28 protein-coding genes are annotated in these 26,954 nt (G+C 71.8%); 16 read left to right on the top strand and 12 right to left on the bottom strand.

The genetic code is table 11. The features are described from left to right. Positions 1 to 84 precede the first annotated feature (84 nt). Together HP550_RS02075 and HP550_RS02070 are read right to left on the bottom strand one after the other, a co-directional pair. On the bottom strand, positions 85 to 792 hold the full coding sequence (locus HP550_RS02075; RefSeq protein WP_056088635.1) for a potassium channel family protein: 708 nt from the start codon (positions 790 to 792) through the stop codon (positions 85 to 87). Continuing rightward, positions 785 to 2,161, bottom strand: a complete 1,377-nt coding sequence (locus HP550_RS02070) for a TrkH family potassium uptake protein (RefSeq protein WP_175345936.1) — start codon at positions 2,159 to 2,161, stop codon at positions 785 to 787. Before HP550_RS02070 ends, HP550_RS02075 begins: the two co-directional genes overlap by 8 nt. A gap of 161 nt (positions 2,162 to 2,322) precedes the next feature. On the opposite strand from HP550_RS02070, the gene HP550_RS02065 reads away from it, so the two are divergent. From HP550_RS02065 to HP550_RS02045, 5 genes are all read left to right on the top strand, one after another. After that, a complete protein-coding gene (locus HP550_RS02065) occupies positions 2,323 to 3,510 on the top strand; it encodes an acetoin utilization protein AcuC (protein WP_175345935.1) in 1,188 nt (395 codons plus the stop codon). A gap of 131 nt (positions 3,511 to 3,641) precedes the next feature. After that, positions 3,642 to 3,860: a helix-turn-helix domain-containing protein gene (locus HP550_RS02060; RefSeq protein ID WP_175345934.1), complete on the top strand. Its 219-nt coding sequence runs from the start codon at positions 3,642 to 3,644 to the stop codon at positions 3,858 to 3,860. 185 nt (positions 3,861 to 4,045) lie between these two features. After that, positions 4,046 to 4,144 (top strand): 30S ribosomal protein bS22, encoded by a 99-nt coding sequence (locus tag HP550_RS02055; protein WP_003792170.1) that lies wholly within the window; start codon positions 4,046 to 4,048, stop codon positions 4,142 to 4,144. 131 nt (positions 4,145 to 4,275) lie between these two features. After that, positions 4,276 to 6,219 carry a glycoside hydrolase family 127 protein gene (locus tag HP550_RS02050; RefSeq protein ID WP_246280422.1) on the top strand — a complete coding sequence of 648 codons (1,944 nt, stop codon included), beginning with the start codon at positions 4,276 to 4,278 and terminating at the stop codon, positions 6,217 to 6,219. Positions 6,220 to 6,277: 58 nt separating this feature from the next. Beyond that, positions 6,278 to 7,342, top strand: a complete 1,065-nt coding sequence (locus HP550_RS02045; RefSeq protein ID WP_246280420.1) for a LacI family DNA-binding transcriptional regulator — start codon at positions 6,278 to 6,280, stop codon at positions 7,340 to 7,342. A 6-nt stretch (positions 7,343 to 7,348) separates the two neighbouring features. Here the strand turns inward: HP550_RS02045 and HP550_RS02040 are convergent, their stop codons facing one another. The 5 genes from HP550_RS02040 to HP550_RS02020 form a co-directional block, all read right to left on the bottom strand. Continuing rightward, positions 7,349 to 8,005 carry a DUF624 domain-containing protein gene (locus HP550_RS02040; RefSeq protein ID WP_175345933.1) on the bottom strand — a complete coding sequence of 219 codons (657 nt, stop codon included), beginning with the start codon at positions 8,003 to 8,005 and terminating at the stop codon, positions 7,349 to 7,351. After that, positions 8,002 to 9,255 carry an arabinan endo-1,5-alpha-L-arabinosidase gene (locus tag HP550_RS02035; RefSeq protein WP_175345932.1) on the bottom strand — a complete coding sequence of 418 codons (1,254 nt, stop codon included), beginning with the start codon at positions 9,253 to 9,255 and terminating at the stop codon, positions 8,002 to 8,004. The genes HP550_RS02040 and HP550_RS02035 overlap by 4 nt, the downstream gene beginning before the upstream one ends. A 16-nt stretch (positions 9,256 to 9,271) precedes the next feature. Next, the gene (locus tag HP550_RS02030; protein ID WP_246280419.1) at positions 9,272 to 10,183 is read right to left on the bottom strand and encodes a carbohydrate ABC transporter permease; all 912 of its coding nucleotides are present in this window, start codon (positions 10,181 to 10,183) and stop codon (positions 9,272 to 9,274) included. A gap of 29 nt (positions 10,184 to 10,212) precedes the next feature. Continuing rightward, positions 10,213 to 11,157, bottom strand: coding sequence for a carbohydrate ABC transporter permease (locus tag HP550_RS02025; RefSeq protein ID WP_082573628.1), 945 nt, complete (start codon positions 11,155 to 11,157; stop codon positions 10,213 to 10,215). Between the two features lie 85 nt (positions 11,158 to 11,242). Continuing rightward, the gene (locus HP550_RS02020) at positions 11,243 to 12,598 is read right to left on the bottom strand and encodes an ABC transporter substrate-binding protein (protein WP_175345931.1); all 1,356 of its coding nucleotides are present in this window, start codon (positions 12,596 to 12,598) and stop codon (positions 11,243 to 11,245) included. A 266-nt stretch (positions 12,599 to 12,864) separates the two neighbouring features. Between HP550_RS02020 and HP550_RS02015 the strand changes: the two genes are divergently transcribed. Genes HP550_RS02015 through HP550_RS02005 form a run of 3 tightly spaced genes read left to right on the top strand, consistent with a single transcriptional unit; the run spans position 12,865 to position 16,723 of the window. After that, positions 12,865 to 14,190 (top strand): glycoside hydrolase family 27 protein, encoded by a 1,326-nt coding sequence (locus HP550_RS02015; protein ID WP_210767550.1) that lies wholly within the window; start codon positions 12,865 to 12,867, stop codon positions 14,188 to 14,190. Further along, positions 14,187 to 15,695, top strand: a complete 1,509-nt coding sequence (gene arfA, locus HP550_RS02010) for an arabinosylfuranosidase ArfA (protein WP_175345930.1) — start codon at positions 14,187 to 14,189, stop codon at positions 15,693 to 15,695. The genes HP550_RS02015 and arfA overlap by 4 nt, the downstream gene beginning before the upstream one ends. A gap of 5 nt (positions 15,696 to 15,700) precedes the next feature. After that, positions 15,701 to 16,723 carry a family 43 glycosylhydrolase gene (locus HP550_RS02005; protein WP_175345929.1) on the top strand — a complete coding sequence of 341 codons (1,023 nt, stop codon included), beginning with the start codon at positions 15,701 to 15,703 and terminating at the stop codon, positions 16,721 to 16,723. On the opposite strand, the gene HP550_RS02000 is transcribed toward HP550_RS02005, so the two are convergent. Further along, on the bottom strand, positions 16,720 to 17,265 hold the full coding sequence (locus HP550_RS02000; RefSeq protein ID WP_175345928.1) for a GNAT family N-acetyltransferase: 546 nt from the start codon (positions 17,263 to 17,265) through the stop codon (positions 16,720 to 16,722). The two genes, HP550_RS02005 and HP550_RS02000, sit on opposite strands and share 4 nt — an antisense overlap. Beyond that, positions 17,262 to 18,086: an HAD family hydrolase gene (locus tag HP550_RS01995; RefSeq protein ID WP_343047944.1), complete on the bottom strand. Its 825-nt coding sequence runs from the start codon at positions 18,084 to 18,086 to the stop codon at positions 17,262 to 17,264. Before HP550_RS01995 ends, HP550_RS02000 begins: the two co-directional genes overlap by 4 nt. A 113-nt stretch (positions 18,087 to 18,199) precedes the next feature. On the opposite strand from HP550_RS01995, the gene HP550_RS01990 reads away from it, so the two are divergent. Further along, positions 18,200 to 18,481, top strand: a complete 282-nt coding sequence (locus HP550_RS01990) for a glutaredoxin family protein (protein WP_175345926.1) — start codon at positions 18,200 to 18,202, stop codon at positions 18,479 to 18,481. Between the two features lie 48 nt (positions 18,482 to 18,529). Next, positions 18,530 to 19,225 carry a redox-sensing transcriptional repressor Rex gene (locus HP550_RS01985; protein ID WP_175345925.1) on the top strand — a complete coding sequence of 232 codons (696 nt, stop codon included), beginning with the start codon at positions 18,530 to 18,532 and terminating at the stop codon, positions 19,223 to 19,225. 56 nt (positions 19,226 to 19,281) lie between these two features. Here HP550_RS01985 and HP550_RS01980 read toward each other — a convergent pair whose 3' ends face one another. Continuing rightward, positions 19,282 to 19,839 carry a YceI family protein gene (locus HP550_RS01980; RefSeq protein ID WP_175345924.1) on the bottom strand — a complete coding sequence of 186 codons (558 nt, stop codon included), beginning with the start codon at positions 19,837 to 19,839 and terminating at the stop codon, positions 19,282 to 19,284. A 105-nt stretch (positions 19,840 to 19,944) separates the two neighbouring features. Between HP550_RS01980 and HP550_RS01975 the strand changes: the two genes are divergently transcribed. The 6 genes from HP550_RS01975 to ccsB are packed head-to-tail and all read left to right on the top strand — an operon-like array spanning position 19,945 to position 25,293. Further along, on the top strand, positions 19,945 to 20,442 hold the full coding sequence (locus tag HP550_RS01975; RefSeq protein WP_175345923.1) for a MarR family transcriptional regulator: 498 nt from the start codon (positions 19,945 to 19,947) through the stop codon (positions 20,440 to 20,442). 48 nt (positions 20,443 to 20,490) lie between these two features. Continuing rightward, on the top strand, positions 20,491 to 21,144 hold the full coding sequence (locus HP550_RS01970) for a histidine phosphatase family protein (protein ID WP_175345922.1): 654 nt from the start codon (positions 20,491 to 20,493) through the stop codon (positions 21,142 to 21,144). A 1-nt stretch (position 21,145) separates the two neighbouring features. Then, entirely contained in the window at positions 21,146 to 21,733 is a 588-nt protein-coding gene (locus tag HP550_RS01965; protein ID WP_343047938.1) for a TlpA family protein disulfide reductase, read from the top strand. After that, a complete protein-coding gene (locus HP550_RS01960; RefSeq protein ID WP_175345921.1) occupies positions 21,733 to 22,533 on the top strand; it encodes a cytochrome c biogenesis CcdA family protein in 801 nt (266 codons plus the stop codon). Before HP550_RS01965 ends, HP550_RS01960 begins: the two co-directional genes overlap by 1 nt. Before the next feature lies 1 nt (position 22,534). After that, positions 22,535 to 24,226 (top strand): cytochrome c biogenesis protein ResB, encoded by a 1,692-nt coding sequence (resB, locus tag HP550_RS01955; protein ID WP_425484411.1) that lies wholly within the window; start codon positions 22,535 to 22,537, stop codon positions 24,224 to 24,226. Next, entirely contained in the window at positions 24,223 to 25,293 is a 1,071-nt protein-coding gene (gene ccsB / locus HP550_RS01950; protein WP_175345920.1) for a c-type cytochrome biogenesis protein CcsB, read from the top strand. The genes resB and ccsB overlap by 4 nt, the downstream gene beginning before the upstream one ends. A gap of 85 nt (positions 25,294 to 25,378) precedes the next feature. Here ccsB and HP550_RS01945 read toward each other — a convergent pair whose 3' ends face one another. Then, on the bottom strand, positions 25,379 to 25,810 hold the full coding sequence (locus HP550_RS01945; protein ID WP_175345919.1) for an NUDIX domain-containing protein: 432 nt from the start codon (positions 25,808 to 25,810) through the stop codon (positions 25,379 to 25,381). Between the two features lie 126 nt (positions 25,811 to 25,936). Continuing rightward, positions 25,937 to 26,954: HNH endonuclease signature motif containing protein (locus HP550_RS01940; RefSeq protein WP_175345918.1), on the bottom strand; the 1,018-nt coding region annotated here is incomplete at its 5' end.

Raw genomic sequence — 26,954 nt, 5'->3', positions numbered from 1 at the left:
AGTTTCCTCTGAGTTCGTGAGCTGCAACTCACGAGCTCGGCAGGAACTCACGAGCTCGCCGGATCGGCCGTGCTCCCGCGCGGGTCACGGCCGGGCTGCGAAGCGCTCCAGCAGGTCGGCGTGGCCCGAGACGATGATCAGGTCGTTCTGCGACAGGCGCGTCTCGGGGGTCGCGTAGACGAAGTCGATGCCGGGGCTCTTGACCCCGATCACGGTCACGCCGTAGCGCTCGCGCACCTTCGACTGCGCGAGCGTGAACCCCTGGGTCTCCTTCGGCGGGCGCATCTTGACGATGGTGAACCCGTCCTCGACCTCGATGTAGTCGAGCAGCTTGCCGGACACCAGGTGGGCCACGCGCGCGCCGGCGTCGGCCTCGGGGAGCACCACGTGGTGCGCGCCGATGCGCTGCAGGATGCGCGCGTGCTCGTTGCTGACGGCCTTGGCCCAGATCTGCGGGACGCCGATGTCCACCAGGTTGCCGGTGATCAGCACGGAGGCCTCGAGGTAGGACCCGACGCCGACGACGGCCACGGGGAACTCGCGCGCCCCCAGCTGCTCGAGGGCCTCGGGGTTGGCGGCGTCGGCCTCGACGAGTGCGACCCGGCCGGCCCACTGGGCGACGAGCTCGGGGTTGCGTTCGACGGCGAGCACGTCCTGGCCGAGCCGGTCGAGGGTCGCCGCGATGGCGGACCCGAACCGGCCGAGCCCGATGACGAGCACGCCCGAGTCCTTCTTGGGTGTGCGCGGTGCGTTCTGCGGCCCCTTGAGCGAGTCGCCGAATCTGTCAGCCAATGATCGGCCTCTCTTCTGGTAGCCGGATCACCCGACGACGGTTGCGCAGCGCGAGCGCCGCCGCAAGCGTCATCGTGCCGGTCCGGCCGATGAACATGAGCACGGTGAGCACGTACTTCGCCGGGTCGGGGAGGTCCGGCGTGATGCCGGTGGACAGCCCGCAGGTGGCGAACGCCGAGATGACCTCGAACAGGACCTTGTCCAGGGTGAGGTTGGTGATGGCCAGGAGCAGCAGCGACGAGACCAGCACCAGTGTCGCCGAGACCAGCGAGACGGCGATCGCGACCTGCAGGGCCTCGCGCGGGATGCGCCGCCCGTAGGCCTCGACGTCCTTGTCGCCGCGCCCCTCGGCGAGGATCGCGAGCAGCATGACGGCGAGCGTCGTGACCTTGATGCCGCCGGCGGTCGACGCCGAGCCGCCGCCGACGAACATGAGCGCGTCCATGAGCAGCCAGGTGCCCTCGTGCATCTCCCCGACGTCCACCGTGGAGAACCCGCCCGACCGCGGCATGACGCCGGCGAACAGCGAGGCGAGCGCGGTGGCGCTGGGGCCGAGCGGCTTGAACGTGCCCGGGTTGGTCCACTCGAACGCGGCCACCAGCACCGACCCGGCGACCACGAGGCCGAGGCTGGTGGTCACGGTGAGCTTGGAGTGCAGGCTCCAGCGGCGGGGCTCGCGCAGGTGCCGGGCCACGTTGAGGATCACCGGGAAGCCGAGCGAGCCGATGAACACGCCGACGATGATGGGCATCAGCACCCACCAGTCGGAGACGAAGGGCTCGAGCCCGTACGGCGTCGGCACGAAGCCGGCGTTGTTGAACGCGGAGACCGAGTAGAAGATCGAGTGCCATGCCGCCTCACCCAGGTCCTCGTCGAACATGAGGAACCGGGGGAAGAGCACGAGCGCGATGATCAGCTCGAGCGCGACGGACGTGATGATGACGGTCCGGATCAGCGAGCCGACCTCGCCGAGCCGGGTCTCCTTGGTCTCCGACGAGACGAGCAGGCGCTGCGTCAGGCCGATCCGCCGGGACACGGCCATGCCGAGCAGCGACGCGAGCGTCATGACGCCGAGGCCGCCGATCTGGATGGCGACGAGGATGACGACCAGGCCCCACGCCGACCAGTACTCGCCGGTGGGGACCACGACCAGGCCGGTGACGGTGCTGGCGGAGGCCGCGGTGAACAGCGCGTCGACGAACGGTGCCTGGCGTCCGCTCGCGGTCGCCCAGGGGGCGGAGAGGCCGGCGGTGACCACGGCGATCACCAGGGCGAACACGCCGAGCGCCAGTCGGGCGGGGGACTGCCGTGCGGAGCGGTCGACGTACTCGCGCCACCGCCACACCACACCCGGGGCACCCCGCGCCATCACACCTCCCTGACCGGCCGGCGCCTGCCGGACTGGGCAACTCTGGCACGCCCCAGGCGTGTGGATCGACCCGACAGGCACGTGGCAGGCGCACGACCGGCGCGCGACCGCCACAGGCAGGTCGGATCGACAGCAGGGGCGTCGGGTGCGACGGTGAGCCCATGACGTCGTCGGCACCCGTGCGCGTGGTCTGGTCGCGCGAGATGCTCGCGTACGACTTCGGCCACGGGCACCCCATGACCTCGGAGCGCCTGGACCTGACCATCCGGCTCGCCGAGGCCCTCGGGCTGCTGACCGGGCCGGACGTGGAGCTGGTCGGAGCGCAGGAGGCCTCGGACGAGCTCCTCCAGACCGTGCACGACCCCGCCTACGTGGCCGCGGTGCACCGGGCGTCCGCCGACGGCACCCCCGACCTGTCCTTCGGGCTGGGCTCCAACGACGACCCCGTCTTCCCGCACATGCACGAGGCGTCCGCCATGGTGGTGCAGGGGTCGGTCGACTCGGCGCTCGCCGTCTGGGAGGGCCGCGCCGAGCACGCCGTCAACGTGACGGGTGGCCTGCACCACGCGATGCGGTCGTCGGCGTCGGGGTTCTGCGTCTACAACGACGCGGCGGTGGCCATCGTGGCGCTGCTCGACGCCGGGGCGCAGCGGGTGGCCTACGTCGACATCGACGCGCACCACGGCGACGGCGTCCAGGCGGTGTTCTGGGACGACCCCCGGGTGCTCACCGTCTCGCTGCACGAGACCGGCCACGCGCTGTTCCCGGGCACCGGCCACGCGCGCGAGGCCGGTGGGCTGGGCGCGGAGGGCACAGCCGTGAACGTCGCGCTGCCGTCAGGCACCGGCGACGCCGGCTGGCTCCGCGCCATCGACGCGGTGGTGCCGGCGGTGGTGCGCGAGTTCGCGCCGGACGTGCTGGTCACCCAGCACGGCTGCGACACCCACCTGCTCGACCCGCTCACGCACCTGCGGGTGAGCCTGGACGGCCAGCGGCGCGCGGCGGAGCTGCTGCACGACCTGGCGCACGAGGTGGCGGGCGGCCGCTGGCTGGCGCTCGGGGGCGGCGGCTACGCCGTGGTCGACGTGGTGCCGCGGTCGTGGACGCACCTGCTCGGCATCGCGACGCACCACCCGGTGGACCCCAGCACCGAGGTCCCCGACGAGTGGCGCTCCCTCGTGCGGGAGCGGTACGGGCGGCTCGGTCCGGACCGCATGACCGACGACCGGGAGGCGAGGTTCAGCCCGTGGGCGAGCGGGTACGACCCGGGGGACGACGTCGACCGCGCCATCCGGGCCACCCGTGCGGCCGTGTTCCCCTCGCTCGGGCTGGACCCGGACCACGACTGACCCGCTGGGCCACCCGGGCGACGTCCCAGGTGTCCCCTCTATCCCACGCGTCCCAGAGGCCACTACTCTGATCCAGCACCCGCAGGGTGGGTGCGCGGGCCCGCCGCGCGCCGGGCGGAACGGATGACCACATGAGCGACCAGCCCGGCCGCACGCGATTCCTCACGGTCCTCGAGGTCGCCGACGTCATGCGCGTCTCGAAGATGACCGTGTACCGCCTGCTGCACTCCGGCGAGCTCCCCGGTGTCCGCGTCGGCCGGTCGTTCCGTGTCCCGCAGGATGCGCTGGACCACTACCTGGCCACCTCGCCCGCCGTCGAGGCCCGCGAGCAGGACCGCCGATCCTCCTGAACATCCTCCTGAACCTCGGCCTGAACCTCGTCCGCGTCGTTCGGGACCCTCCGGATCGCGTAAGGTAGAGCCTCGGACTTTGTTCGTGCGTGGGCGACTCGATTGCACTCGGTCTCTTCTACGCGTCGATCGACCACCAGAACGGCCCGTCGCCGGGCCTCCATCGGAAGCGAAGTGAGGACCCCATGGGCTCCGTCATCAAGAAGCGCCGCAAGCGGATGGCCAAGAAGAAGCACCGCAAGCTGCTGCGCAAGACGCGTCACCAGCGTCGCAACAAGAAGTGAGCCCGGGCGGCCGTCAGGTCGCCTGCTCCGACGTTCGGGCCCGGCATCTGCCGGGCCCGACGTGTTTCCGGGACTCGACTTCTACAACGATGTAGAGTTTCCCTGTGTCCCACGCCACCAGGAGTCCGATCATGGCGCCGACCATCGACGGTCCGACCATGGACGGTCCGACCACGGGCGGCCCGACGGTGCCCCGCGCCACGGTCGTGCTCCGGACCCCCCTCCCGTTCGACGCCGTGACCCTGGACCCGGGCTCGTTCCTGGGGCGCTGGCAGTCGCTGAACCGGGACGCCACCCTCCCGCACGTCCTGCGGCAGCTCGAGGACGCGGGCACGATCGAGAACTTCCGGCGGCTGGTGGTCCCCTCCGAGGCGCCGCACCGGGGCTTCAACTTCGTCGACTCGGACGTCTACAAGACGCTCGAGGCGCTCGCGTGGGAGGCCGGCAGGCTGCCGGCGGACCAGCCGTGGGAGGGCGTGACCCGCGAGCTGGTGGACCTGCTCACCGCGGCGCAGCGCGACGACGGCTACCTGCACACGCTCTACAGCGGCGACGAGGTGTTCGCCGACCTGCGCTGGGGGCACGAGCTGTACGTCCTCGGTCACCTGGTGCAGGCGGCCGTGGCGCGCACGCGGACCACCGGCCGCACCGACCTGCTCGACGTCGCACGCCGGTTCGCGGACCTGGCCGTGGCGCGCTTCGGTGAGGGCGGGCAGGACGGCTACTGCGGGCATCCCGAGGTGGAGACCGCGCTGGTCGAGCTGTACCGGCTCACCGGCGAGCGGTCGTACCTCGACCTGGCACGGCGGCAGGTGGACCTGCGAGGCTCCGGCGTGCTCGGGTCCGGACCGTTCCCTCCCGCGTACCACCAGGACCACCTGCCGGTGCGCGAGGTCACCGAGGTGGCCGGGCACGCGGTGCGTCAGGCGTACCTGGCGGCGGGCGTCGCGGACGTCGTCGCGGAGACGGGCGACCCGGACCTGCTCGCGTACCTCCTGCGGCTGTGGGACTCGGCGCAGGGGACCAGCACGTACGTGACCGGCGGCACCGGGTCGCGGCACAAGGACGAGGCGTTCGGCGACCCCTACGAGCTGCCGCCCGACCGCGCGTACGCCGAGACGTGTGCCGCGATCGCGACCTTCCAGTGGGCGTGGCGGATGCTGCTGCTCACGGGCGAGGGCCGGTTCGCCGACGAGATGGAGCGCACGCTCTACAACGCCATCCCGGGGTCGACCTCGGTGGACGGGACGGGGTTCCTGTACGCCAACCCGCTCCAGGTCCGGACCGGGCACGACGGCTCGAGCGAGTTCGCGCCCGCCGAGCGGCTGCCGTGGTTCGCCTGCGCGTGCTGCCCCCCGAACCTCGCGCGGCTGGTCGCCTCCCTCCAGGGCTACGTGGCGACGCGCGACGAGAACGGGGTGCAGCTGCACCTGTACGCGGACGCCGACGTGGCCGTGGGGTCGGGCGTGCTGCGGGTCCGCACCGAGTACCCGTGGGACGGCCGCGTGGTGGTCGACGCCGGCCCCGACGGTCTGACCGAGGACCTGGCGCTGCGGATCCCGGCCTGGGCGGACGCTGCGGCGGTCCGGCTCGTCGTCGACGGAACGGTCACCGACGTCGTCGTCGAGCGGGGCTACGCCCGCGTGGCCGGTCCGGTGCGCCGGGTCGAGCTCGAGCTGCCGATGCCCGTCGTCGCTGTGGCGGCGCACCCGCGCGTCGACGCGGTGCGCGGCTGCGTGGCGCTGCGCCGCGGACCCGTCGTCTACTGCGTCGAGCAGGCCGGCCTGCCGTCCGGGGTGGTGCTCGAGGACCTCGCCCTGGTGCCGGGCAGCCCGCTGACCGCGGCGCCTCCCGTGGCGGGTGTCGACGCGCTGGTCACGGTCGAGGCCGTCGCGGTCCACCGACCCGCGACGGGCGGGCCGCTGTACCGCGCCGCGTCCGCGGGGGTCGTCGGGACGGCCAGTCCGGCTCCTGCGACCGGCCGGGTCACGCTGCGGGCCGTGCCCTACCACCGGTGGGGAAGCCGCGGACCTGGGGCGATGCGGGTGTGGCTACCCGTGGCGGAGCACCCGTGACCGGGTCGGGTCTGCCACCCTGGCCCTCGACGAGGTACGGACGGATCGGGAGAACGCGATGAGCTCGGCCAGACGCGGTACCGCAGTGACGATGCACGAGGTCGCGGCGCGGGCAGGGGTGTCCATCAAGACCGTCTCCAACGTGGTCAACGGCTACCAGTACATCCGCCCGGCCACCAAGGAGCGGGTGGAGAAGGCCATCGCCGACCTCGGCTACCAGGTCAACATCTCGGCGCGGAACCTGCGTCGCGGGAAGACCGGCATCATCGGCCTCGCGGTGCCGGAGCTGTCCCTCCCGTACTTCGCGGAGCTGGCGGACTCGGTCATCCGGGCGGCCGAGGCGCGGGGGCTGACCGTCCTCATCGAGCAGACCGGGTCGGTGCGCGAGCGCGAGCTCGAGGTGCTCTCCGGGCAGCGCCGGCACCTCACGGACGGCCTGATCTTCTCGCCGCTCGAGCTCGGTCCCCAGGACGCCGACGTGCTGCGCGTCGACTACCCCATGGTGCTGCTCGGCGAGCGCATCTTCGGCGGGCCCGCGGACCACGTCACCATGAACAACATCGAGGCGGCCCGTGCGGCCACCCAGCACCTGCTGGACCTCGGGCGGCGCCGCATCGCCGTGATCGGTGCGCACGAGGGCGAGACCGTGGGCTCCGCCGCGCTGCGCGTGCAGGGCTACCGGCAGGCGCTCGAGGAGGCAGGCATCCCGGTGGATCCCGCGCTCATCGGCGAGGCGGGCCTGTGGCACCGCGCCACGGGTGCCGAGACCATGAACCGGCTGCTCGACTCCGGCGTCGAGATCGACGCCGTGTTCGGCCTCAACGACGCCCTCGCGCTGGGTGCCCTGCACGTGCTGCACGCGCGCCGGATCGACGTCCCCGGGCAGATCGCCGTCATCGGCTTCGACGACATCGAGGAGACCGCGTACTCCTCCCCGACCCTGACCACGGTGGCGCCCGGACGCGTGCAGATCGCGACGACGGCCGTCGACCTGCTGCTGGCGCGCATCGAGGAGGTCGAGCCCGGGCGCCCGTTCGAGCGGGTCATCACGGACTTCCAGATCATCGGCCGGGAGTCGACGCTGGGCGAGCAGGCGACGGGGGTCGCTCCGGTCGCGTCGTGAGCGGGCTCAGGCTGCGCGAGCGTCGAGCGTGGTCAGCCGCTGGTCGACGAGCCACCCGCTGACCAGCAGGGGCAGGCTGAGCCCGACCAGCGGGAGCAGCACGGTGACGTAGGTGAACGTGACCGCGAGCACCGCGAACGCGACCAGCACGGCCAGGCCCGTCAGCGGGGAGAGCAGGGGCGCGACGGCGACGAACCGCCACGTGCGCGTCGCCGGGACGTCCTCGTACCTGCGGGCGACGGGCACCAGCGTGGCGAGCGCGACGACCAGGTAGGCGGTCATCGCGACGAGGCCGACCAGGAGCACGGCTCGCACCGGCCCCGCGGACGCGGCGGCGAGCACGGACGCGTCGAGCGCCACCAGCAGGAAGCCGACCGTGAGCGGTGCGCCGAGCACGTTGAGCCGGCGGAAGCCTGCCCGGTACGCGGCCCAGAACTCTTGCCAGAGGTGCTCCGACGGGGTCCCGCCGGCCAGCCTGGCCAGCACCGAGCCGCCCGCGCCGAGAGCCGGGTAGGCGCCCAGGACGATCCCGCCGGCGAGAGTGCCGAGGGCGACGAGCACGTTCACCGCGACCAGCTGGGTGCCCACGCGCAAGAACACCATGACACGCCCGGCCCAGCCGCCGACCGCCAGGTCGTCGTGCGTCGTCGGCAGGCTGCTCACGGCTCGACCACCCGGGTGCCGAGCGTCGCGTTGCCGTCGGCGTCGAGCCCGGCGAACGAGAGCGTGCTCACGCCGCGCACGGCGTCGACCGAGGGGAAGACCACGAGCTCGAGGGCCCGGGACGTGAAGTGCCCGTCGCCGTGCGACCGGATCGTCGCGATGACGTCGTCGTCGATCGTCAGGGTGTGCGGGGTGGCGACGCCGCCTGCGGTGGCCTGGTCGAACGTCACCAGCTCCCAGGTGCCGGCCAGCTCGGCCGGGTCGGTGGGCCGCTCGTCGGCGGGCTCCGCGGCGCCGGCCCAGGGCTGCGGCGACACCGCCGGCCAGCCGTCGGCGGTCCAGACCAGGCGGCGCACCTGCACCTCGTGCCGGGTGGGGTCGCCCGCGTCGCGGACGTGGTGCACCAGCAGCTGACGGTCGCCGTCGGTGAGCACCGAGGCGTGCCCCGGGGCCAGCCACGCGCGACCACCGGACAGCGCGTGCCCGGCGAGCATGAGGGTGCCCACCAGGGCCGGGTCGCCGTCGAGATCGGTGAGGTCGCGACCGGCGCGGTCCACGTACGGACCGGTCACCGACTCCGAGACGCCCACGCGCACGTGATAGGTGGAGAACAGCGAGTCGTAGGACAGGACCAGCGCGTAGCCGCCGCCCGGTCGGGGCAGGACGAACGCGCCCTCCACCGCTCCCTCGACGCTGCGCGGCCGCCGGGCGAGCAGGATCCCCGGGGCCTGGCCGACGGCCAGACCCGACGCGGGGTCCAGCTCGAGCGCGTGGATCCCGCCGAAGAACGAGCCGTAGACCAGCCAGTGCCGGCCGTCGGCGTCGACCACCGCGTTGGCGTCGATCGCGTTGGGGCCGTCGACGTCGTGCAGGCTCGTCACCACCAGCCCGCGGTCCTCCCAGGGGCCCGTCGGGTGCGGCGCGACCGCCAGGCCGATGGCCGAGGTGCGCGAGCCGAACGTCGACGCGGACCAGTACATCCGCCACTCGTCGCCCACGCGCACCACGTCGGGCGCCCACAGCCCGGCGGCACCGGACCAGTCGGCCCCCGCGGGCGGCACGCCGTCGAGCGCCCAGCCGTGGAACTCCCACGTCACCAGGTCGTCCGAGCGTCGCACCTGCACGCCGGCCCGCACCGGCCCGTCGGCCCACGCGTCGGTGGAGAACAGCCAGTACGTGCCGTCGTCGTCGCGGACCGCGGTCGGGTCGTGCGCGTGGCGGCCGCCCCACAGTGATGGGTCGGGGAGCATCTCCGGAAGCACAGGGTCAGCCCTTCGAGCCGGTGAGCGCGACGGACTCGATGATCTGCCGCTGGAAGATGAGGAACACGATGAGGATCGGCAGCAGGGCGACGAAGGACGCGGCCATGATCAGCGGGTAGTCCCGCTGCGTCGCGAACTCCACGTTGAGGTTGGCGATGACCACCTGCAGCGTCTGCCGCTCGGGGGTGTTCAAGTACAGGATCGGCGCCAGGTAGTCGTTCCAGATCGCCATGAACCAGAGGATGAACTGCGCGGCGACGGCCGGGCGGATCATCGGCATGATCATCACGCGGAAGATCTGCAGGTAGGAGGCGCCGTCGATCTTGGCGGCCTCGATCATGGAGTCCGGCACGCTCGACAGGTACTGCCGCAGGAAGAAGATCATGATGATGTTGCCGAACAGCAGCGGCACGATCAGCGGCAGCAGGGTGTCCACCCAGTGCAGCCGGGAGAACATGACGAACTGCGGGATCATGATCGTCGGGTACGGCACCATCAGCCCGGACAGCAGGACGAGGAAGATCGCGTTCTTGTAGGGCAGCCGCAGCTTGGCCAGCGCGAACGCGGCCAGCGCGGACGTGAGCGACCCGACCACCGTCACCGAGAGCGCGACGATCAGGCTGTTCTGGAAGCCCGACAGGATCGGTGCCTCGGTCCACATGCGGACGAAGGTGTTCCACTGCGGCGGGTCCGGGATCCACACCGGCGGCAGGGCGAACACCTGCACCTTGGTCTTCAGTGCGGTCGTGAACATCCACAGCAGCGGCGCGAGCATCACGAGCGAGCCGGCGGCGAGCAGGGTGAACACGACCACGTTGCCGAGGCGGTTCTGGGAGCTGGCGCTCATCCGGTTCTTCTCGGACGGGCCGCGCTGACCGGGGGAGGTCGTCGGGGGCGTCATCAAGGTGGTGGCCATGGCTGCGTTCCGTTTCTTCCTCAGTCGATTCAGTCGATGCTGAAGCTGTTGCGCCGGTTGAGGCGGAACTGGATGAAGGTGATGACGAAGACGAGGATCCCGAGGACGATCGACATCGCCGTGGCGTACCCCATCTGCTGGTACTTGAACGCCTTGCGGACGATGTACCAGACCACCGAGGCGGAGCTGAACTCCGGGCCGCCGGCGGGGGTCATGATGTTGATCTCCGTGAAGATCTGCGACCCGGCGATGATGTTGGTGACGACCAGGAAGAAGGTCACCGGCCGGACCATGGGCAGCGTGATGTTCCGGAAGCGCTGGAACGCGTTGGCACCGTCGAGCGCCGCGGCCTCGTGCAGGGACGCCGGCACCCCCTGGATCGCGGCCAGGTACAGGAGCATCGAGTACCCGAGGCCCTTCCAGATGGCCATGATGATGATCGCGGGCTTGACGGTCGCGGTGTTCTGCAGCCAGTCGGGGCCGTCGATGCCGAACCAGGCGAGCACCTGGTTGATGAGGCCGAAGTCGCCGTTGTAGGCGAACTGCCAGACGATCGCGATGGCGGCCAGCGACGAGATCACCGGCACGTAGTAGATGGTGCGGAACGCGGTCCGGCCGGGGATCCGGCGGTTCATGGCCAGCGCGAGCAGCAGCGAGAGCGCCAGGCCGATCGGGATGCCGATCATGTAGAAGAACGTGTTATACAGCGAGATGCGGAAGTACTCGTCGCCGAACAGGGTCACGTAGTTGTCGAGCCCGACGAACGTCATCGGGCCCAGGCCGTTCCAGCTGGTCAGCGACGCGTACACCGCGAAGCCGATCGGGTAGAGCGTGAAGAGCAGGAACCCCAGGATCGGGGCGGCGACGAACGCGAGCGCCCAGCGGTGCTCGGTGCGGTGCAGGCGGCGGTTGGCCTGCTTCGCTCGTTGCTCGGACGTGAGTCCGGGGGTGGTCGACAGCTGCGTCGCGGTCATCTGGAGAACCTTTCCGGGGGCCCCCGCCGCCCGGAGGCGTGCCCGGGCGGCGGGGACGGGAGGAGGTGGTGCGGCGAGTTGCCGACTACTGGCCCGCTGCAGCCTGCTCGGCCGTGGCGTTCGACTCGTCGAGGAGCGCCTGCATCTTCGGCTGCTCCTCGGCCAGGTAGTCGGCGGCGGTCTGCTTGCCGTCGAGCACGGGCTGGATGTTGGTCCAGAGCTCGTCGTACCACTCGGCGCCGTACGTGAAGGCCGCCGGCATCGCCCGGCCGTAGTCCTTCGCGATGTCCAGGAACTCCTGGCGGTTGGCGGGCTCCGCGCCCTCCTCGGCGGCCCAGGTCTCGGCCATGTCGATGAGGTTCGGGATCTGGATGTTGGCGTCGACCAGGGTCTGCTGGGCGTCGGCGTCGGTGCTCAGGTAGGTGACGAGCTTGACCGCGTCGTCGGGCAGCTTCGAGGTCGCGGAGACGCCGATGCCGAGCGAGCCGAGCCACGTCGCCGTGCCGCCGTCACCGACGGTCGGCCAGGGGATCAGGTCGTAGTCGAACTCGAGGTCGTTGTAGACCGAGACGTCCCACGGGCCGACGGGGAAGAAGCCGATCTCGCCGGCCATCCACCGCTGGTACGTGTCGAGCGTCGCGGCGTCGGACGCCGACGGCGTGACCTTGTCCACGTTGGTGAGGTCCGCGAACTTCTGCAGCGCGTCGGCGAACTCGGGGGTGTCCACGGTGACCTCGGTGCGGTCCTCGTTGGTCCAGTCGCCGCCGTTGCTCCAGACCAGCGACTGCAGGTTCCACTGGACGTTGAGCCCGGTGCCCCACTGGTCGACGGCGCCGTCACCGTCGGTGTCCACGGTCAGCTGCTTGCTGATGTCGACGAACTGCTCCCACGTGAGCGGGGTGTCCTTGTCGGGCAGCGGGATGCCGGCCGCCTCGAGCATGGTCTTGTTGTAGCCGAACGAGAACGGGCCGACGTCCTTGGGCAGGCCGTAGAGCTTGCCGTCGGGGGTGCCCTGGAGCGTGCCGTCGAAACGGTAGGAGTCGACGCCGTAGGGCCAGATGTTGTCCAGGTCGATGCCGCTGGCGTCCACCTGCTCGGTGATGTCCATGAGGATGCCCGAGCTGACGTACGACTGGAGCGTCGCCTGCTCGATGTAGAACACGTCGGGCACGTTGTTGCCGGCCACGGCCGCCTGGAGCTTGGTGGCGTACTGGTCGGCGTCGGTCACGATGACCTTCACCTTGACGCCGGTGTCCTCGGTGTACTTGGCGATCGCGGCCTCGTAGGCCGCCTTCTCGTCCGGTCCACCACGGAACATGAACGTGATCTGCTTGTCGCCGCCGTCGCTTCCGCCGTCGCCGCCGTCGCTGCACGCCGTGAGCGTGAACGTCGCGGCGACCGCGGCGCACGCGGCGCCTGCGATGAGCCTGTTCCTCTTCATCGTCCTGCCTCCCATATCCCAAGGATGTGCGAGGTCACGGTCGCGTCGGGACCGGCGGGGGAGCCGGTCCGTCAGGGTCGTCGTTGACCTCATTCGCTGAATCGACGCTGTGTCTACAACGTTGATCTACAACGATGTAGAACATGACACGAGAACCGGCGATCGGTCAAGCCACGACTCGGTAACGGCCGGTTGACGTGCTCTGAGCAGCCGTGCATGATGCGTCTACAACGATGTAGAAACGACCGACGGCGAAGGGGCTGACGATGTCGCTGCACGCTCAGACGCCGCCCATGGGGTGGAACAGCTGGGACAGCTACGGGACCACCGTGACGCAGGACGAGGTCCTCGCGAACGCCCGCGTGCTGGCCGAGCGGCTGCTGCCGCACGGGTGGGACACGGTCGTGGTGGACATCGACTGGTACGACCCCGCGGCCCGCGCGCACGGCTACAACGACGGCTCGTCGCTCACGCTCGACGCGTTCGGCCGGCAGCTCCCGGCCGAGAACCGCTTCCCGTCCGCGGTCGCCGGCCAGGGCTTTCGGCCGCTCGCCGACGAGGTGCACGCCCTCGGGCTGCGGTTCGGGGTGCACATGATGCGCGGCATCCCGCGGATCGCGGTCGAGCAGGACCTGCCCGTCGACGGCACCTCCTGGACCGCCCGCGACGCTGCCGACACGACCTCGGTCTGCCCGTGGAACGACGACAACTTCGGGCTCGACCACGACCACCCGGCCGCGCAGGCGTACCTCGACGGGCTGGTCGCGCAGCTGGCCGGCTGGGGCGTCGACTTCCTCAAGGTCGACGACATGCTGGCGCCGTACCACCCCGACGCGGTCGAGGCGTGGGCGCGGGCGATCGAGCGTTCCGGCCGGGACATCGTGCTCTCCCTCTCGCCCGGCACCCACCTGTCCACCGCGCAGGTCGACCACCTGCGCGAGCACGCCCAGATGTGGCGGATCTCCGACGACCTCTGGGACCGCTGGGAGGACGTGCACGCGCAGTTCGCCCGGCTCGCCCGGTGGGCCCCGTTCCAGCAGCCCGGCGGGTGGGCCGACGCCGACATGCTGCCGCTCGGCCGGATCGGACTGCGCGCCGAGCGCGGCGACGACCGGCAGAGCCGGCTCACCCCCGACGAGCAGCGGACGATCCTCACGCTCTGGGTGATGGCCCGCTCGCCGCTCATGGTGGGCGGTGACCTGCCGACGAGTGACCCCGCGACCCTGGACCTGCTGGCCAACCCCGCGGTCGGCCACGTGCTGCGCGCCGCGACCGGAGGCCGGGAGATCGTCCGGGAGCCCCTCGACGACGGCGAGCTCATCGTCTGGACGGCGACCGAGGGAGCGACCACCTACGTCGCTGCCTTCTGGACCGGCCCGGAGCCGCGGACCGTCTCGCTGCCGCTCTCGTCCCTGGTCGGCCACGCCGCCGCCCGGGACACCCGGACCACCCGGGACCTGTGGGACCCGGGCACCACCCCTGACCTGCACCCGACCACGTGGGAACCGGAGGGGGCGCTCGTCCTCGACGTGCCGTCCCACGGGGTGCGCTGGACCGCACTCGATATCCGACCGAACCAGGAGACCTCATGATCCCCGTCCGACTCACCCTCGACCCGGCCTTCCGGGTCGGCCCGGTCCGCCGGCGCACGTTCGGCTCGTTCGTCGAGCACCTGGGCCGCTGCGTGTACACAGGCATCCACGACCCCGCGCACCCGACCGCCGACGCCGACGGTTTCCGCAAGGACGTGCTCGAGCTGACCCGCGAGCTGGGCGTGAGCACCGTGCGCTACCCCGGCGGCAACTTCGTCTCCGGCTACCGCTGGGAGGACGGCGTCGGCCCCCTCGACCAGCGCCCTGCCCGCCTGGACCTCGCGTGGCACTCCACCGACCCCAACACGGTCGGCGTCGAGGAGTTCATGCGCTGGGCCAGGCTCGCCGAGGTCGAGCCGATGATGGCCGTCAACCTGGGCACCCGCGGCGTGCAGGAGGCCGTGGACCTGCTCGAGTACTGCAACGTCCGCGGCGGCACCCGCCTGTCCGACCAGCGCCGCGCCAACGGTGCGCAGGACCCGTACGACATCCGCATGTGGTGCCTGGGCAACGAGATGGACGGCCCGTGGCAGATCGGCCACAAGACCGCCTACGAGTACGGCCGCCTGGCCGCCGAGACCGGTCGCGCGATGCGCATGGTCGACCCGGACCTGGAGCTCGTCGCGTGCGGCTCGTCCGGCGTCGCCATCCCGACGTTCGGCGAGTGGGAGCGGATCGTGCTCGGCGAGGCGTACGAGCAGGTCGACCTCATCTCCGCCCACGCGTACTACTGGGAGGAGGACGGCGACCTGGGCTCGTTCCTCGCCTCCGCGGTGGACATGGACCACTTCGTCGAGTCCGTGAGCGCGACCGCCGACGCCGTGCGGGCGCACAAGAAGGTGGACAAGCGGATCCACATCTCGTTCGACGAGTGGAACGTCTGGTACCAGCACCGCGCGGAGTCCAAGCCGCCGACCGGGCACGACTGGCCCGTGGCGCCCGTGCTGCTCGAGGACAAGTACAACGTGGCCGACGCCGTGGTCGTCGGGAACCTGCTGATCTCCCTGCTGCGGCACACCGACCGCGTGCACTCGGCATCGCTGGCGCAGCTGGTCAACGTGATCGCGCCGATCATGACCGAGCCCGGCGGCCGGTCCTGGAAGCAGACGATCTTCCACCCGTTCGCGCAGGCGTCCAGGTACGCCGTGGGCGACGTGCTCCAGGTGGCCGTCGAGGCGCCGACGTACGAGACGGCGAAGTACGGCGACGCGGCCCTCGTCGACGCCGTCGCCACGCGGGACCCGGAGAGCGGCGCGGTCGCCCTGTTCGCGGTGAACCGCTCGCTGACCGAGACCGTCACGCTCGAGGTCGACGCCCGCTCGCTGCCCGGCCTGCGCGTGGTCGAGGCGACCACGCTGTCCCACCCGGACCACACCTGGGCCGCCACGGCCGACGACGACACCTCGGTGGCGCCGCGGGCCAACGCGACCGCGGTCGTGCGGGACGGCCGGCTCACCGTCGAGGTGCCGCCGGTGTCCTGGAACGTCGTCCGGCTGGGGGTCTGACCGCCGTGCGCAAGACCGTGGTCGCCCTGGTCGCCGTCGCGCTGGTCGGCGGGGCCGGTGCGGCCGCGGTCTGGGCGCGGCCCGATGCGCCCGCTGCTACCGCGCTGTCCCTCAGCGGGGACATCCACACCCACGACCCCGCGCTCGTCGCGGGCGCGGAGGGGGAGCCCTGGTACGTCTTCTCCACCGGTGACGTCCGCGAGGGCCTCGGCGCGCCGCAGATCCGGCGGTCCACCGACGACGGCCTCACGTGGGAGCTCGTCGGCACCGTCTGGGACGCCTCGACGCGGCCGGAGTGGGCCTACGAGGCCGTGCCCGGCGTGTCGAACTTCTGGGCGCCCGAGGTCATCGAGCACGACGGCACGTTCTACCTCTACTACTCGGCCTCCACGTTCGGCTCCAACCGCTCGGCCATCGGCCTGACGACGAACACGACGCTCGACCCGGACGACCCCGACTACGCCTGGGTCGACCAGGGGCAGGTCCTCGCGTCCGAGCCGGGGGAGACCAACTACAACGCGATCGACCCGGGCGTGATCGAGGACGCGGACGGCACGCCGTGGATGGCGTTCGGCTCGTTCTGGGGCGGGATCCAGCTGGTCGAGCTGGCGTGGCCGTCCGGCAAGCCGGTCGAGGGGGCGTCGCCGGAGACGATCGCCAGCCGCACGTCACCGCCGAACGCGATCGAGGCGCCCTACCTCGTGCGGCACGACGACTGGTACTACCTGTTCGTCTCGCGCGACTCCTGCTGCCAGGGCTCCGACTCGACCTACAACATCGCGGTCGGGCGCTCGGCGGAGATCACCGGCCCGTACGTCGACCGGTCCGGCAAGGACATGACGCTGGACGGCGGCGAGCAGCTGCTGGCCACGACCGGCGACATGGTCGGTCCCGGGGGCCAGTCCGTGTCCCGCGGGTACCTCGCGTTCCACTACTACGACGCAGCCGCCGGGGGCGACTTCCGGCTGGAGATCCGGGAGCTCGACTGGGACGACGAGGGCTGGCCGGTCGCGACGACCGCTCCCTAGAGGGGGCGCTCCAGCACGTAGTCGTCCTCGACCCGCGCGCCGACCGTGAAGTGCTTGGTGCCGACGATGGCGAACCCCGACCGCACGTAGAACGCCTGCGCCCGGGCGTTCTGCTGGTTGACGCCCAGCCACATCCCCTGGGCGCCGCGCTCCCGGGCGGCCTCCAGCGAGGCGGTCATGAGCGCGTGCGCGATGCCGGCCCCGTGGTGGTCGGGGTGCACGTAGCACTTGGACAGCTCGATCGTCGGGCGCAGGTGCAGTGCCGCGCGGACGTCGTCGTCGGCGGGCTCGCCCGCCACCAGCATGGTGTAGCCGAGCAGCTCGCCGGCTCCATTACCGCAGGCAACAAGCACGTCCCGGGCGGGGTCGTCCAGGTGCTCCTCGAACCGTTCCACGGACAGCACGGTGGCGATGAACGCCTGCTGGTCCTGCGCGGTCGACCCGGGCGGGCACGCCAGCGGGAACGTGAGCGCCGCCAGGGCGGCCAGCTGCTCGAGGTCGGCGGGGACGGCCGGGCGGACCGTCGACTCGAGGGTGGTCACAGGAGGTCCCCTCCGTCGTGGGAGCCGCGCCAGGAGCGCAGGACGGCGCGCGTGACGAGCCCCCCGGCCCACGCCAGCCCCGCGAGGCTGGCCACCGTGGTGCCGCGGCGGGCGTTGCGGCGGCGGTTGCGGAACTCGCGGACCGGCCAGCCCACCTCGGCGGCGTACCGCCGCAGGCGCCGGTCGGGGTTGATGGCGCACGGGAAGCCGACCTCGGACAGGATCGCGACGTCGTTCGTCGAGTCCCCGTACGCGTACGAGGCCGACAGGTCGATGCTCTCGCGCTCGGCCAGCGCGCGGACGGCGTCGGCCTTGGCCTGTCCGTGCAGCATGTCGCCCACCAGGCTGCCGGTGTAGAAGCCGTCCCGGTGCTCGGCGATGGTGCCCAGCGCGCCGGTCGCCCCGAGCCGACGGGCGATCAGGGACCCGATCTCGACCGGGGTGGCGGTCACCAGCCAGACGGAGTGACCCGCCGCGATGTGCTGGTCCAGCAGCCGCTGCGTGCCCGGGTAGATCCGCAGGCAGAGCACCTCGTCGTAGATGTCCTCCGCGATCGCGGTGACCTCGGCGACCGAGTGCCCGGTCATGATCGACAGCGCGCGGCTGCGGACCTCGTCGATCTGGTGCTTGTTCTCCCCGAACGTGAGGTACCGGAACTGGTGCAGCCCGAACTCCACCAGGTCCCGCTTGCGGAAGAACCCGCGCCGGTACAGGCCCACGGCCAGGTGGAACGAGCTGGCACCGCGGATGATCGTGTTGTCGACGTCGAAGAACGCCCCGGTGCCCGGACCGTCCGGACCGGCCCCGGGGTCCCGCAGCACGGGAGCGGGGGCGGTGGTGTTCCCGGACGCCTGACGCACCCGGTCACTGTAACGACGGTCACGCGTCCCGGTGGTACGGCGTCGCCGTCGAGCCTCCGTGAGACGGTGGGGCCATGACGCGTGTGGTGCTCTACGGCCGGGACGGCTGCCACCTGTGCGACGAGGCCCGCGAGGTGGTGCGGGCGGTGTGCGCCGAGACGGGCGACGAGTGGACCGAGGTCGACATCGACGCCGGGACCGTGCCGGGCTCGTCTGACGGGAGAGACCTGGTCGACGAGCTGGGCGAGCTGGTGCCCGTAGTCGAGGTCGACGGTGTCCGGCAGGGGTACTGGCGGATCGACGCAGCCCGTCTGCGCCGAACCCTTACCCCGGCCGGTCCCCGACCCCTAGCCTGACCCCCAGGGCCCGGGCGACCAGGCCCATGGGGCGTCGCGGGGGTCGAGGTGGACACGCAGCGAAGGGGCACCCGGGCAGGTGAGCCCGGCGCGTCCGGGCGTCCGGGCGCCCGTGCCGTGCCCCCCGCCACCGTCGCGCGGCTGCCCGGCTACCTGCGGGCGCTGCGCGGGCTCACCGCGGACGGCGTGGTCACCACGTCGTCGGACGAGCTGGCCGGCGGGGCCGGTGTCACGCCGGCGCAGCTGCGCAAGGACCTGTCCTTCCTCGGCTCCTACGGGCGGCGCGGGGTCGGGTACGACGTCGGGCACCTGTCGGAGCAGATCGCGGTCGTGCTCGGCCTGACCACGCAGCGCAGCGTCGTCATCGTCGGGATCGGCAACCTGGGGCACGCCCTGGCCAGCTACTCGGTGTTCGCCGAGCGCGGGTTCGCGGTGGTGGGGCTCGTCGACGCCGACCCCGCGGTGGTCGGGACCACCGTGGCCGGTCTCGTGGTGCAGCCCCCGGACGAGCTCGCGTCGCTGGTCAGCGGGTCCGACGCGACGATCGGGATCATCGCCACGCCCGCGTCCGTCGCGCAGGACGTGTGCGACGCCCTCGTCGCGGCCGGGGTGGTCGGCATCCTCACGTTCGCGCCGCGGGCCCTGCGGGTGCCGCCGACCGTGGACCTGCGTGCCGTGGACGTGGCCTCCGAGCTCCAGATCCTCGCGTTCCACGACCGTCGGCGCACCGGGACAGGTGCCTGAGCATGCAGAAGGCCGGGTCCGTGGTGGACCCGGCCTGCCGCGTGGGGCGAGCTGTGTCAGCCCTTGATGATGGAGACGTCGAGCGCGATGACGACCTTGTCCGACACCAGGACGCCGCCGGCCTCGAGGGCCGCGTTCCAGGTGAGGTCGAAGTCCTTGCGCGAGATCGTGACGGAGGCCTCGAAGCCTGCGCGCGTGTTGCCGAACGGGTCCACCGCGGTGCCGTTGAACTCGGTGTCGAGCTCGACGCTCTGCGTGACGCCGTGGATGGTGAGGTCACCGGCGATGACGTAGCTCTTGCCGGCCTCGCGGACCTCGGTGGAGACGAACGTCCACTGGCCGAACTTCTCGACGTCGAAGAAGTCGCCGCTCTTGAGGTGGCCGTCGCGGTTGGCGTCGCCCGTGGTGACGGTGGACGGGTCCAGCGTGACGGAGACCGAGGTGCTCGCCAGGTCGTCGCCGACGACGACGGTGCCCTCGGTGACCGCGACGGTGCCGCGGACCTTGGAGATGCCGGCGTGCCGGACGGTGAACGCGGCCTCGGTGTGCGAGGCGTCGACGGCCCAGGTGCCGGTGGTGAGGCCGGTCGGGATGGCGGTGGCGGTGCTGCTCATGGGTTTCCTCCGTGGTTGTTGAACGGTCAACCAAACTGTTAGTTCAAAGTTGTACTACACTCGGACGGAGCGCGCAACCCCCAGCGCGGGATCGGAGGCCTCGTCGTGACCACGGACACACCAGCCACCACGCACGCCGTCGAGTGGCTGACTGCTGAGCAGCAGGTCCACTGGCGTGCCTTCCGCGGCGGCTCCGCGCGGCTGTTCGCGGCGCTCGAGCACGAGCTGGAGCGCGACACCGGCCTCTCGACGCACGAGTACGAGGTCCTGGTCCGGCTGTCCGAGACCCCCGACCGGACGCTGCGGATGGCGCAGCTGGCCGACAACCTCGCGCACTCGCGCAGCCGGCTGACGCACACCATCCGGCGCATGGAGGAGCAGGGGCTGGTCGAGCGGCTGCCCTGCATCGAGGACGCCCGCGGCGTGAACTGCACCATGACCGAGAAGGGCTGGCAGGTGCTGGTCGCCGCCGCGCCGAGCCACGTGCAGTCGGTGCGGGACCACCTGGTCGACATCCTCACGCCGGAGCAGTTCGCGGCCCTCGGCGACGCCATGGAGACGGTCCGCCTGCACCTGACGGGTGGCGCGTGTCACGTCGAGTGACCCGGTCCCGTGGCCGTGGTGCACAGGAGTGTTTGCGAGACTGACCCCATGGTCGCGACCACGATCCACCTGATGCGGCACGGCGAGGTGCACAACCCCCGCGGCGTGCTCTACGGACGGCTGCCCGGTTTCCGGCTCTCGGAGCGTGGGCTCGCCATGGCGGACATGGTGGCCGCGCACCTGGCCGGGCCCGTGCCTGCACGCCGGGACGTCGTGGCCGTCATCGCCTCCCCCCTCCAGCGCGCGCAGGAGACTGCGGGTCCGATCGCGGGCGCGTTCGACGTCGAGATCCGCACCGACGAGCGGCTGATCGAGGCCGGCAACCACTTCGAGGGCAAGACGTTCGGGGTGGGCGACGGTTCGCTGCGCCACCCCGAGCACTGGCCGTACCTGCGCAACCCGTTCCGGCCGTCGTGGGGCGAGGCGTACACGGAGCAGGTGGAGCGGATGCTCGCCGCGGTGACCGCCGCGCGTGAGATCGCCCGCGGGCACGAGGCCGTGCTGGTCAGCCACCAGCTGCCCGTGTGGGTCACCCGACTCTCGCTCGAGAACCGGCACCTGTGGCACGACCCCCGCAAGCGGCAGTGCTCGGTGGCCTCGCTCACCAGCCTCCGGTACGAGGGCGACACCCTGGTCGGCATCGGCTACAGCGAGCCCGCCGCGTCGCTGCTGCCGGGCGTCTCGTCGGTCGCGGGGGCCTGACGTGCGCGGTCGCGCCCTGCTGGTGGGCACCGTCGCGCTCCTCCTGCTGGCCGGCTGCACGGGCGGCACCCAGGAGAACCCCGACGACGTCGCCGACCAGGGCTACCAGTCCGGGGACGGCAGTACGACGACGTGGGCCGCGGGCGACCGCACCGGCCCGCTCGAGCTGTCCGGCACCGACTTCGAGGGCACCGCGCAGGACGTGGCCGACTGGCGCGGAGACGTCGTCGTCCTCAACACCTGGTACGCCAACTGCCCGCCGTGCCGCGCCGAGGCCCCCGACCTCGCTGCCCTGTCCACCGACTACGCCGCCGACGGCGTGCAGGTGCTGGGGATCAACCGGACCGACGACGCCGGCACCGCCCTGGCGTTCGAGCGGCAGTTCGAGGTCCCGTACCCGAGCCTCGCGGACACCGACGGGGCGGCGATCGCGGCCCTCCAGGGCACCGTCCCGATCAACGCCGTCCCGACGACCGTCGTGCTGGACCGCTCCGGGAAGGTCGCCGGGCGCATCCTGGGCCTGGCCGACCCGTCCACGCTCCGCTCGATGATCGACGAGCTCCTCGCCGAGCCGGCGCCGACGACGTGATGCTCGCCGACGCCGGCGACGCGTTCGGCCACACCGTCGCCTCCGGGTCGCTGCTGCTGGCCGTCCCGGTCGCGCTGATCGCCGGGCTGGTGTCGTTCGCGTCACCGTGCGTGCTGCCGCTGGTGCCCGCCTACGTCGGGTACCTCGGGGGGATGACCGGCTCGGCCCAGAGCGCCTTCTCGGAGGGCGACACGCTCGTCCGCACCGCCCCGGCGCGCAGCCGCGTCCTGCTCGGCGTCGCCCTGTTCGTCGCCGGGTTCACGGTCGTGTTCGTCGCGCTGGCCGCGCTCGCGGGCTCGCTCGGCGGTGTGCTCGTCGAGTACCAGGACCCGATCACGCGCGTGCTCGGCGTCGTCGTCATCGTGCTCGGCCTCGGGTTCCTCGGGCTCATCCCGTTCCTGCAGAACGAGAAGCGCGTGCACCTCGCCCCCCGCGCCGGCCTGTGGGGAGCGCCGCTGCTGGGGATCACCTTCGGACTCGGCTGGGTGCCCTGCATCGGACCCACGCTCGCCGCGATCCTCACGCTCTCGCTCGACGGCGGCTCGGCCGGCCGCGGCGCTCTCCTGGCCGTGGCGTTCTGCCTCGGGCTCGGGCTGCCGTTCCTGCTGGTCGCCCTGTTCGTCGATCGCAGCAAGGGCGCCCTCGGCTTCCTGCGCCGGCACCGCCTCGCGATCATGCGCTTCGGCGGCGCGATGCTCGTGATCCTGGGCCTCGCGCTGGTCACGGGCGTGTGGGGCACCTGGGCGTCCTGGCTCCAGGGCGTCCTCGTCGGCGGCGACCCGTTCGTGCCGGTGGTGTGACGTGACCGTGCACCGTCCCGAGGGCCTCTCCGACGTCTTCATGGAGCCGACGGAGGCTCCGACGTCCACCCCGCCGACGCTCCCCACGCTCGGGCTCGTGGGCTGGCTGCGCTGGGCGTGGCGCCAGCTCACCAGCATGCGGGTCGCGCTCCTGCTGCTCATGCTCCTGGCGGTCGCGGCCGTGCCGGGCACGGTCTGGCCGCAGCGCGCCCAGGACACCGCCAAGGTCGCGACGTACATCTCCGACCACCCGACCACCGGCCCGTGGCTCGACCGGCTCGGGTTCTTCGACGTCTACTCGTCGGTCTGGTTCTCCGCGATCTACCTCCTGCTGTTCGTCTCGCTGGTCGGCTGCATCCTGCCCCGTACGAAGGTCCACCTCGCCGGTGTCCGAGGCAGACCGCCGCGCGCGCCTCGACGGTTCGCCCGGTTCCCCGCGCAGGGGTCCGGGTCCGTGGCCGTGTCGCCGGCGCAGGCCGCCGAGGACTCTGTTGCCGTGCTGCGCCGCGGCTGGCGCTGGCTCCCGTTCGTGCCGACCTACCGGGTGGACACCCGCGACGAGGGCGGCGGCACCTGGTCCGTCTCCGCCGAGCGTGGCTACCTGCGCGAGACCGGGAACCTCGTGTTCCACCTCGCGCTCGTCGGGCTGCTCATCTCCGTGGCCACCGGCCAGGTGCTGCACTACCGCGGGCAGGCGATCGTGGTGCAGGGCCGCGGGTTCGCCAACGCGCAGGTGGACTACGACACGTTCGAGCAGGGCACCGCGTACTCGCCGTCGAGCCTGGTCCCGTTCACGCTGCGGCTCGACGAGTTCGAGTCCCGCTTCGACCCCGAGACGCTCCAGTCCCGGGACTTCACCGCGCACGTCACGCTCACCAACCCGGGCGAGGAGCCGACCGAGGAGACCATCAAGGTCAACCACCCGCTCGACGCCGGCGGCGCCAAGGTCTACCTCCAGGGCAACGGGTACGCACCCGACCTCACCGTGCACGACGCCGCGGGCCAGATCGCCTTCTCCGGTCCCACCCCGTTCCTGCCGCAGGACGAGGTCTACACGTCGCGCGGCGTGCTCAAGGTGCCGGACGTGTCGGGGGACCAGGAGCAGATCGGCATCGTCGGCTACCTGCTGCCCACCGCGCAGGAGGTCGGCGAGGACCTCTACCGGTCCATCGACCCGCAGCCCACCGACCCCCTGCTCGTGCTCTCGGTGTGGTCCGGGAACCTCGGGCTCGACACCGGCGTGCCGCAGAACGTCTACGAGCTGGACGAGGCGCGGATGACCCAGGCCATCGACGCCGACGGCACCACGGTCACGCTCTACGTCCGCCCGGGGGAGACCGTCGACCTGCCCGACGGGCTCGGCACGCTCACGTTCAACGGGCTGCCCCGGTACGTCGCCCTCGACCTGCGGCACGACCCGGCCCTGCCCTTCGTGCTCGTGTTCGCGCTGCTCGCCTTCGCCGGGCTCGCCACCTCCTTGTTCGCTCCTCGTCGGCGCCTCTGGCTCCGGTTCGCACCAGGCGGTGCCGAGGACACCGGTCGTACAGTGGTCACCGCGGCCGGGCTGGCGCGCGGCGACGACGTCGGCCTCCAACCCGAGCTCGACCGGGTGCTCGCAGCGACCCTCGCCCCGACCGACGACGGACCCCCGGCCGCCCCACGCGGCCCGACCTCTGGAGAGAGCACGCCATGACCACCGGTGACCTGAGCACCTTGCTCGTCTGGGGTGCCGCGACGGCGTTCACCGTCGCGCTCATCGCGTTCAGCACCGACCTGGCGCGGATCGCGGAGCGTGCGCAGCGACGCGTCCCCGAGCTGGCGACCGCCGGTGCAGCTCCCGCTCGTGGCGCGCGCCCCGCGACCGCCGTCAGCGGCTCCGAGGAGCAGAGCGCCCCTGGCCGGTCCGTGCGTGCCGAGGGCATCGCCCGGTCCACGACGCTGCTCGGTCTGCTCATGCTCTTCGCCGGCATCGTGCTGCGCGGGATCGCCGCCGGTCGCTGGCCGACCGCCAACATGTACGAGTTCACGATCGTCGGCGTCTTCGTGGCCGTCCTCGTGCTCACCGTCGTACAGCGCCGCCGGATCATCGCCTTCGTCGGCGTGCTCGTCATGGGCATGGCCGTGCTCGCGCTGGTGCTCGCGCTCAACGCCTTCTTCATCCAGGCCGACCAGGTGCAGCCCGCCCTCCAGAGCTACTGGCTGATCATCCACGTCGGCGTCGCCATCACCGCGACCGGCATCTTCACGGTCGCGTTCGCCGCCTCGGTGCTCCAGGTGCTCAAGAGCTACCGCGAGGAGGCCGCCGATGCCCCCGCGGTGAGCGTGGGTCCGTCCGGCGAACCCGTTGCGGCCTCGGCCTCGTCCGCCGCCACCTCGAGCGCTCGGCGTTCCGACCGCTTCCGCCGGGTCGTCAGCGGTCGGCGGTTCGGGTGGCTCGAGCAGGTCCCCGGCTCCCGCGAGCTCGAGGCCATGTCGTTCCGGCTCAACGCGATCGCCTTCGTCCTGTGGACCCTCACGCTCATCGGCGGCGCCATCTGGGCCGAGCACGCGTGGGGCCGGTACTGGGGCTGGGACCCCAAGGAGGTCGGCACGTTCGTCGCGTGGGTCGTGTACGCGGCGTACCTGCACGCTCGGACCACTCGCGGCTGGAGCGGGCGGCGCGCGGCGTACTTCGTCTTCGTCGGCTACGCGGTCGTCCTCGCCAACTTCACGGTCGTCAACCTCGTGGTCACGGGCAAGCACTCGTACTCCGGCGTCTGACGGTTCTGTCGTCTCGCGCGTCTCGCGGCCGTCCTCCTGTCGGCTGTCCTCCTCGCACGCCCTCGGACGTCGGGCTGTCCTCGATCTACGTGCTCGGGCTCTCCGCAAGCAGCTGACGAAGCCCGTCTGGGTACAGCGGTATCGCGTCCTCCGTCGACGAGCGCCAGACGCCGGTGACGTGGGGCTGGTCACGGCAGGGCCTCCGGGTCTCAGCAGAGTCGGCCGGGGAGGCTAGGGCAGCCTCGAAGACCAGAGCGATCTCGTGACCGACACGACCGGCGTAGGTGAAGTGGTTCTCCAGCGCACCGATCTGCCGCCCGATGACGATCGCAAGCCCGTACTCCTCCTCGAGCTCACGCACCAGCGTGTGCGACGCCGGTTCGCCGAACTCGATCCCGCCGCCGGCGGGGCGATGGAACACGCGCCCTGTGCCGGGCTCGACGATCTCGTCGACGAACAGGTGCCCGGTCTCCGGGTGGCGGATCACGGCGAGTGCGAGGGCTCGGACGCTAGGCACGGACTGACGGTACGGCGTGCGGGGGCCGGTCCGTGGGCGCGCGTGCGGGCCACCTCGGGCATGGGCACGGGCATGGGCAGCGGCGGTGCCGTTCGACGTTGACCCCGGACCCGCCCACGGGGGATCTCACCTCCGTTGAGGAGTCTGTGGTTGGGGAGGGTCGGACCGTTCTGAGGTCGCGATGATCCGGCCGGTGGGGTCGCGGAAGGTGTAGCGGGTGCCGGGTGGTTCGAGGGTGTGCCGGTCGTGGGCTCGCAGGGTGGGGTGTCGGTGGATGGTCAGGTTGTGTTGGCGGACCTGGTGGTGGTGGAACGAGCAGAGCAGGACACCGTTGTCGATGGAGGTTTCTCCGTTGTCGCGGTCCCACCAGGTGATGTGGTGGATCTGGCTCCAGCGGGCGTGTCGGTCGCAGCCGGGGAAGGTGCAGTGTCGGTCGCGGGCGATGATGGCGCGGCGGTGGGCGCCGGTGTAGAGGCGTACGGAGCGGCCGAGGTTGACGGGTTGGTCGGCGGCGTCCATCACGATGCGGGTGATCTCGCAGTCGCACAGGATCTTGGCGACCTCGCTGGTCGGGATCGGGGTGCCGTCCTCCAGGGTGACCGCGGGGACCCCGGTCAGGGCGGAGGTCGGGTCCGCGACGGTGCGGGCGGGGTCGGTGGTGGCCGGGGCCGTGGATGTGGGTCGGCGCCGTGCGGCGTGGGTGCGCAGGGCGGCGAAGGTGTCTTCGGTCATGAGCAGGCTGATCTGGGGTGGTACGGAGGCGCCGGAGGCGGTGGTGGGCAGGGCCAGGATGCGCCCGGCGATCACGTCCAGGGCGTCGGCGCGGGCTTGTTCGGCGGTCCGCTCCTCCAGCACCATCCCGTCGCTCCCAGTGCTGGCCTCGCCTGGGCTGTCGGCCGCGTGGGTGGTGGTGCCGGGGCGTTCGCCGGTGGCTTCCAGGGCCAGGCGCAGGCGGTGTCCGGCTACCCGGTCGAGCAGGCCGCGCAGGTGGGTGCCGTCGGCTTGGTCGGACAGGTGCAGGAACCGGCGGGCGCGCTGGTTCTCGTGCGCGCGGTCCCGGGCGGCCGGGTCGAGCTCGGCGACGAGGCGCTGCACGGACCGGGTGAACGTGGGCGCGTCCTGGGTGGTGCCCAGGTGCACGATG

The organism is Cellulomonas humilata (genome assembly GCF_013359775.1).
Taxonomy (GTDB): Bacteria; Actinomycetota; Actinomycetes; order Actinomycetales; family Cellulomonadaceae; genus Cellulomonas; species Cellulomonas humilata.
The sequence above is the reverse complement of the archived record's forward strand: the minus strand, read 5'-3'. Positions and strand labels throughout refer to the sequence as shown.

Excerpts from the sequence above, each read along its gene's own strand:
- HP550_RS02055 (WP_003792170.1), top strand. The coding sequence starts at position 4,046 with ATGGGCTCCGTCATCAAGAAGCGCCGCAAGCGGATGGCCAAGAAGAAG.
- HP550_RS02065 (WP_175345935.1), top strand. The coding sequence starts at position 2,323 with ATGACGTCGTCGGCACCCGTGCGCGTGGTCTGGTCGCGCGAGATGCTC.
- HP550_RS02060 (WP_175345934.1), top strand. The coding sequence starts at position 3,642 with ATGAGCGACCAGCCCGGCCGCACGCGATTCCTCACGGTCCTCGAGGTC.
- HP550_RS02015 (WP_210767550.1), top strand. The coding sequence starts at position 12,865 with ATGTCGCTGCACGCTCAGACGCCGCCCATGGGGTGGAACAGCTGGGAC.
- HP550_RS01990 (WP_175345926.1), top strand. The coding sequence starts at position 18,200 with ATGACGCGTGTGGTGCTCTACGGCCGGGACGGCTGCCACCTGTGCGAC.
- arfA (WP_175345930.1), top strand. The coding sequence starts at position 14,187 with ATGATCCCCGTCCGACTCACCCTCGACCCGGCCTTCCGGGTCGGCCCG.
- HP550_RS02030 (WP_246280419.1), bottom strand. The coding sequence starts at position 10,183 with ATGGCCACCACCTTGATGACGCCCCCGACGACCTCCCCCGGTCAGCGC.
- HP550_RS01960 (WP_175345921.1), top strand. The coding sequence starts at position 21,733 with ATGCTCGCCGACGCCGGCGACGCGTTCGGCCACACCGTCGCCTCCGGG.
- HP550_RS02020 (WP_175345931.1), bottom strand. The coding sequence starts at position 12,598 with ATGAAGAGGAACAGGCTCATCGCAGGCGCCGCGTGCGCCGCGGTCGCC.
- HP550_RS02070 (WP_175345936.1), bottom strand. The coding sequence starts at position 2,161 with ATGGCGCGGGGTGCCCCGGGTGTGGTGTGGCGGTGGCGCGAGTACGTC.
- HP550_RS01980 (WP_175345924.1), bottom strand. The coding sequence starts at position 19,839 with ATGAGCAGCACCGCCACCGCCATCCCGACCGGCCTCACCACCGGCACC.
- HP550_RS01970 (WP_175345922.1), top strand. The coding sequence starts at position 20,491 with ATGGTCGCGACCACGATCCACCTGATGCGGCACGGCGAGGTGCACAAC.
- HP550_RS02035 (WP_175345932.1), bottom strand. The coding sequence starts at position 9,255 with ATGCTCCCCGACCCATCACTGTGGGGCGGCCGCCACGCGCACGACCCG.
- ccsB (WP_175345920.1), top strand. The coding sequence starts at position 24,223 with ATGACCACCGGTGACCTGAGCACCTTGCTCGTCTGGGGTGCCGCGACG.
- HP550_RS02025 (WP_082573628.1), bottom strand. The coding sequence starts at position 11,157 with ATGACCGCGACGCAGCTGTCGACCACCCCCGGACTCACGTCCGAGCAA.
- HP550_RS02045 (WP_246280420.1), top strand. The coding sequence starts at position 6,278 with ATGAGCTCGGCCAGACGCGGTACCGCAGTGACGATGCACGAGGTCGCG.
- HP550_RS02050 (WP_246280422.1), top strand. The coding sequence starts at position 4,276 with ATGGCGCCGACCATCGACGGTCCGACCATGGACGGTCCGACCACGGGC.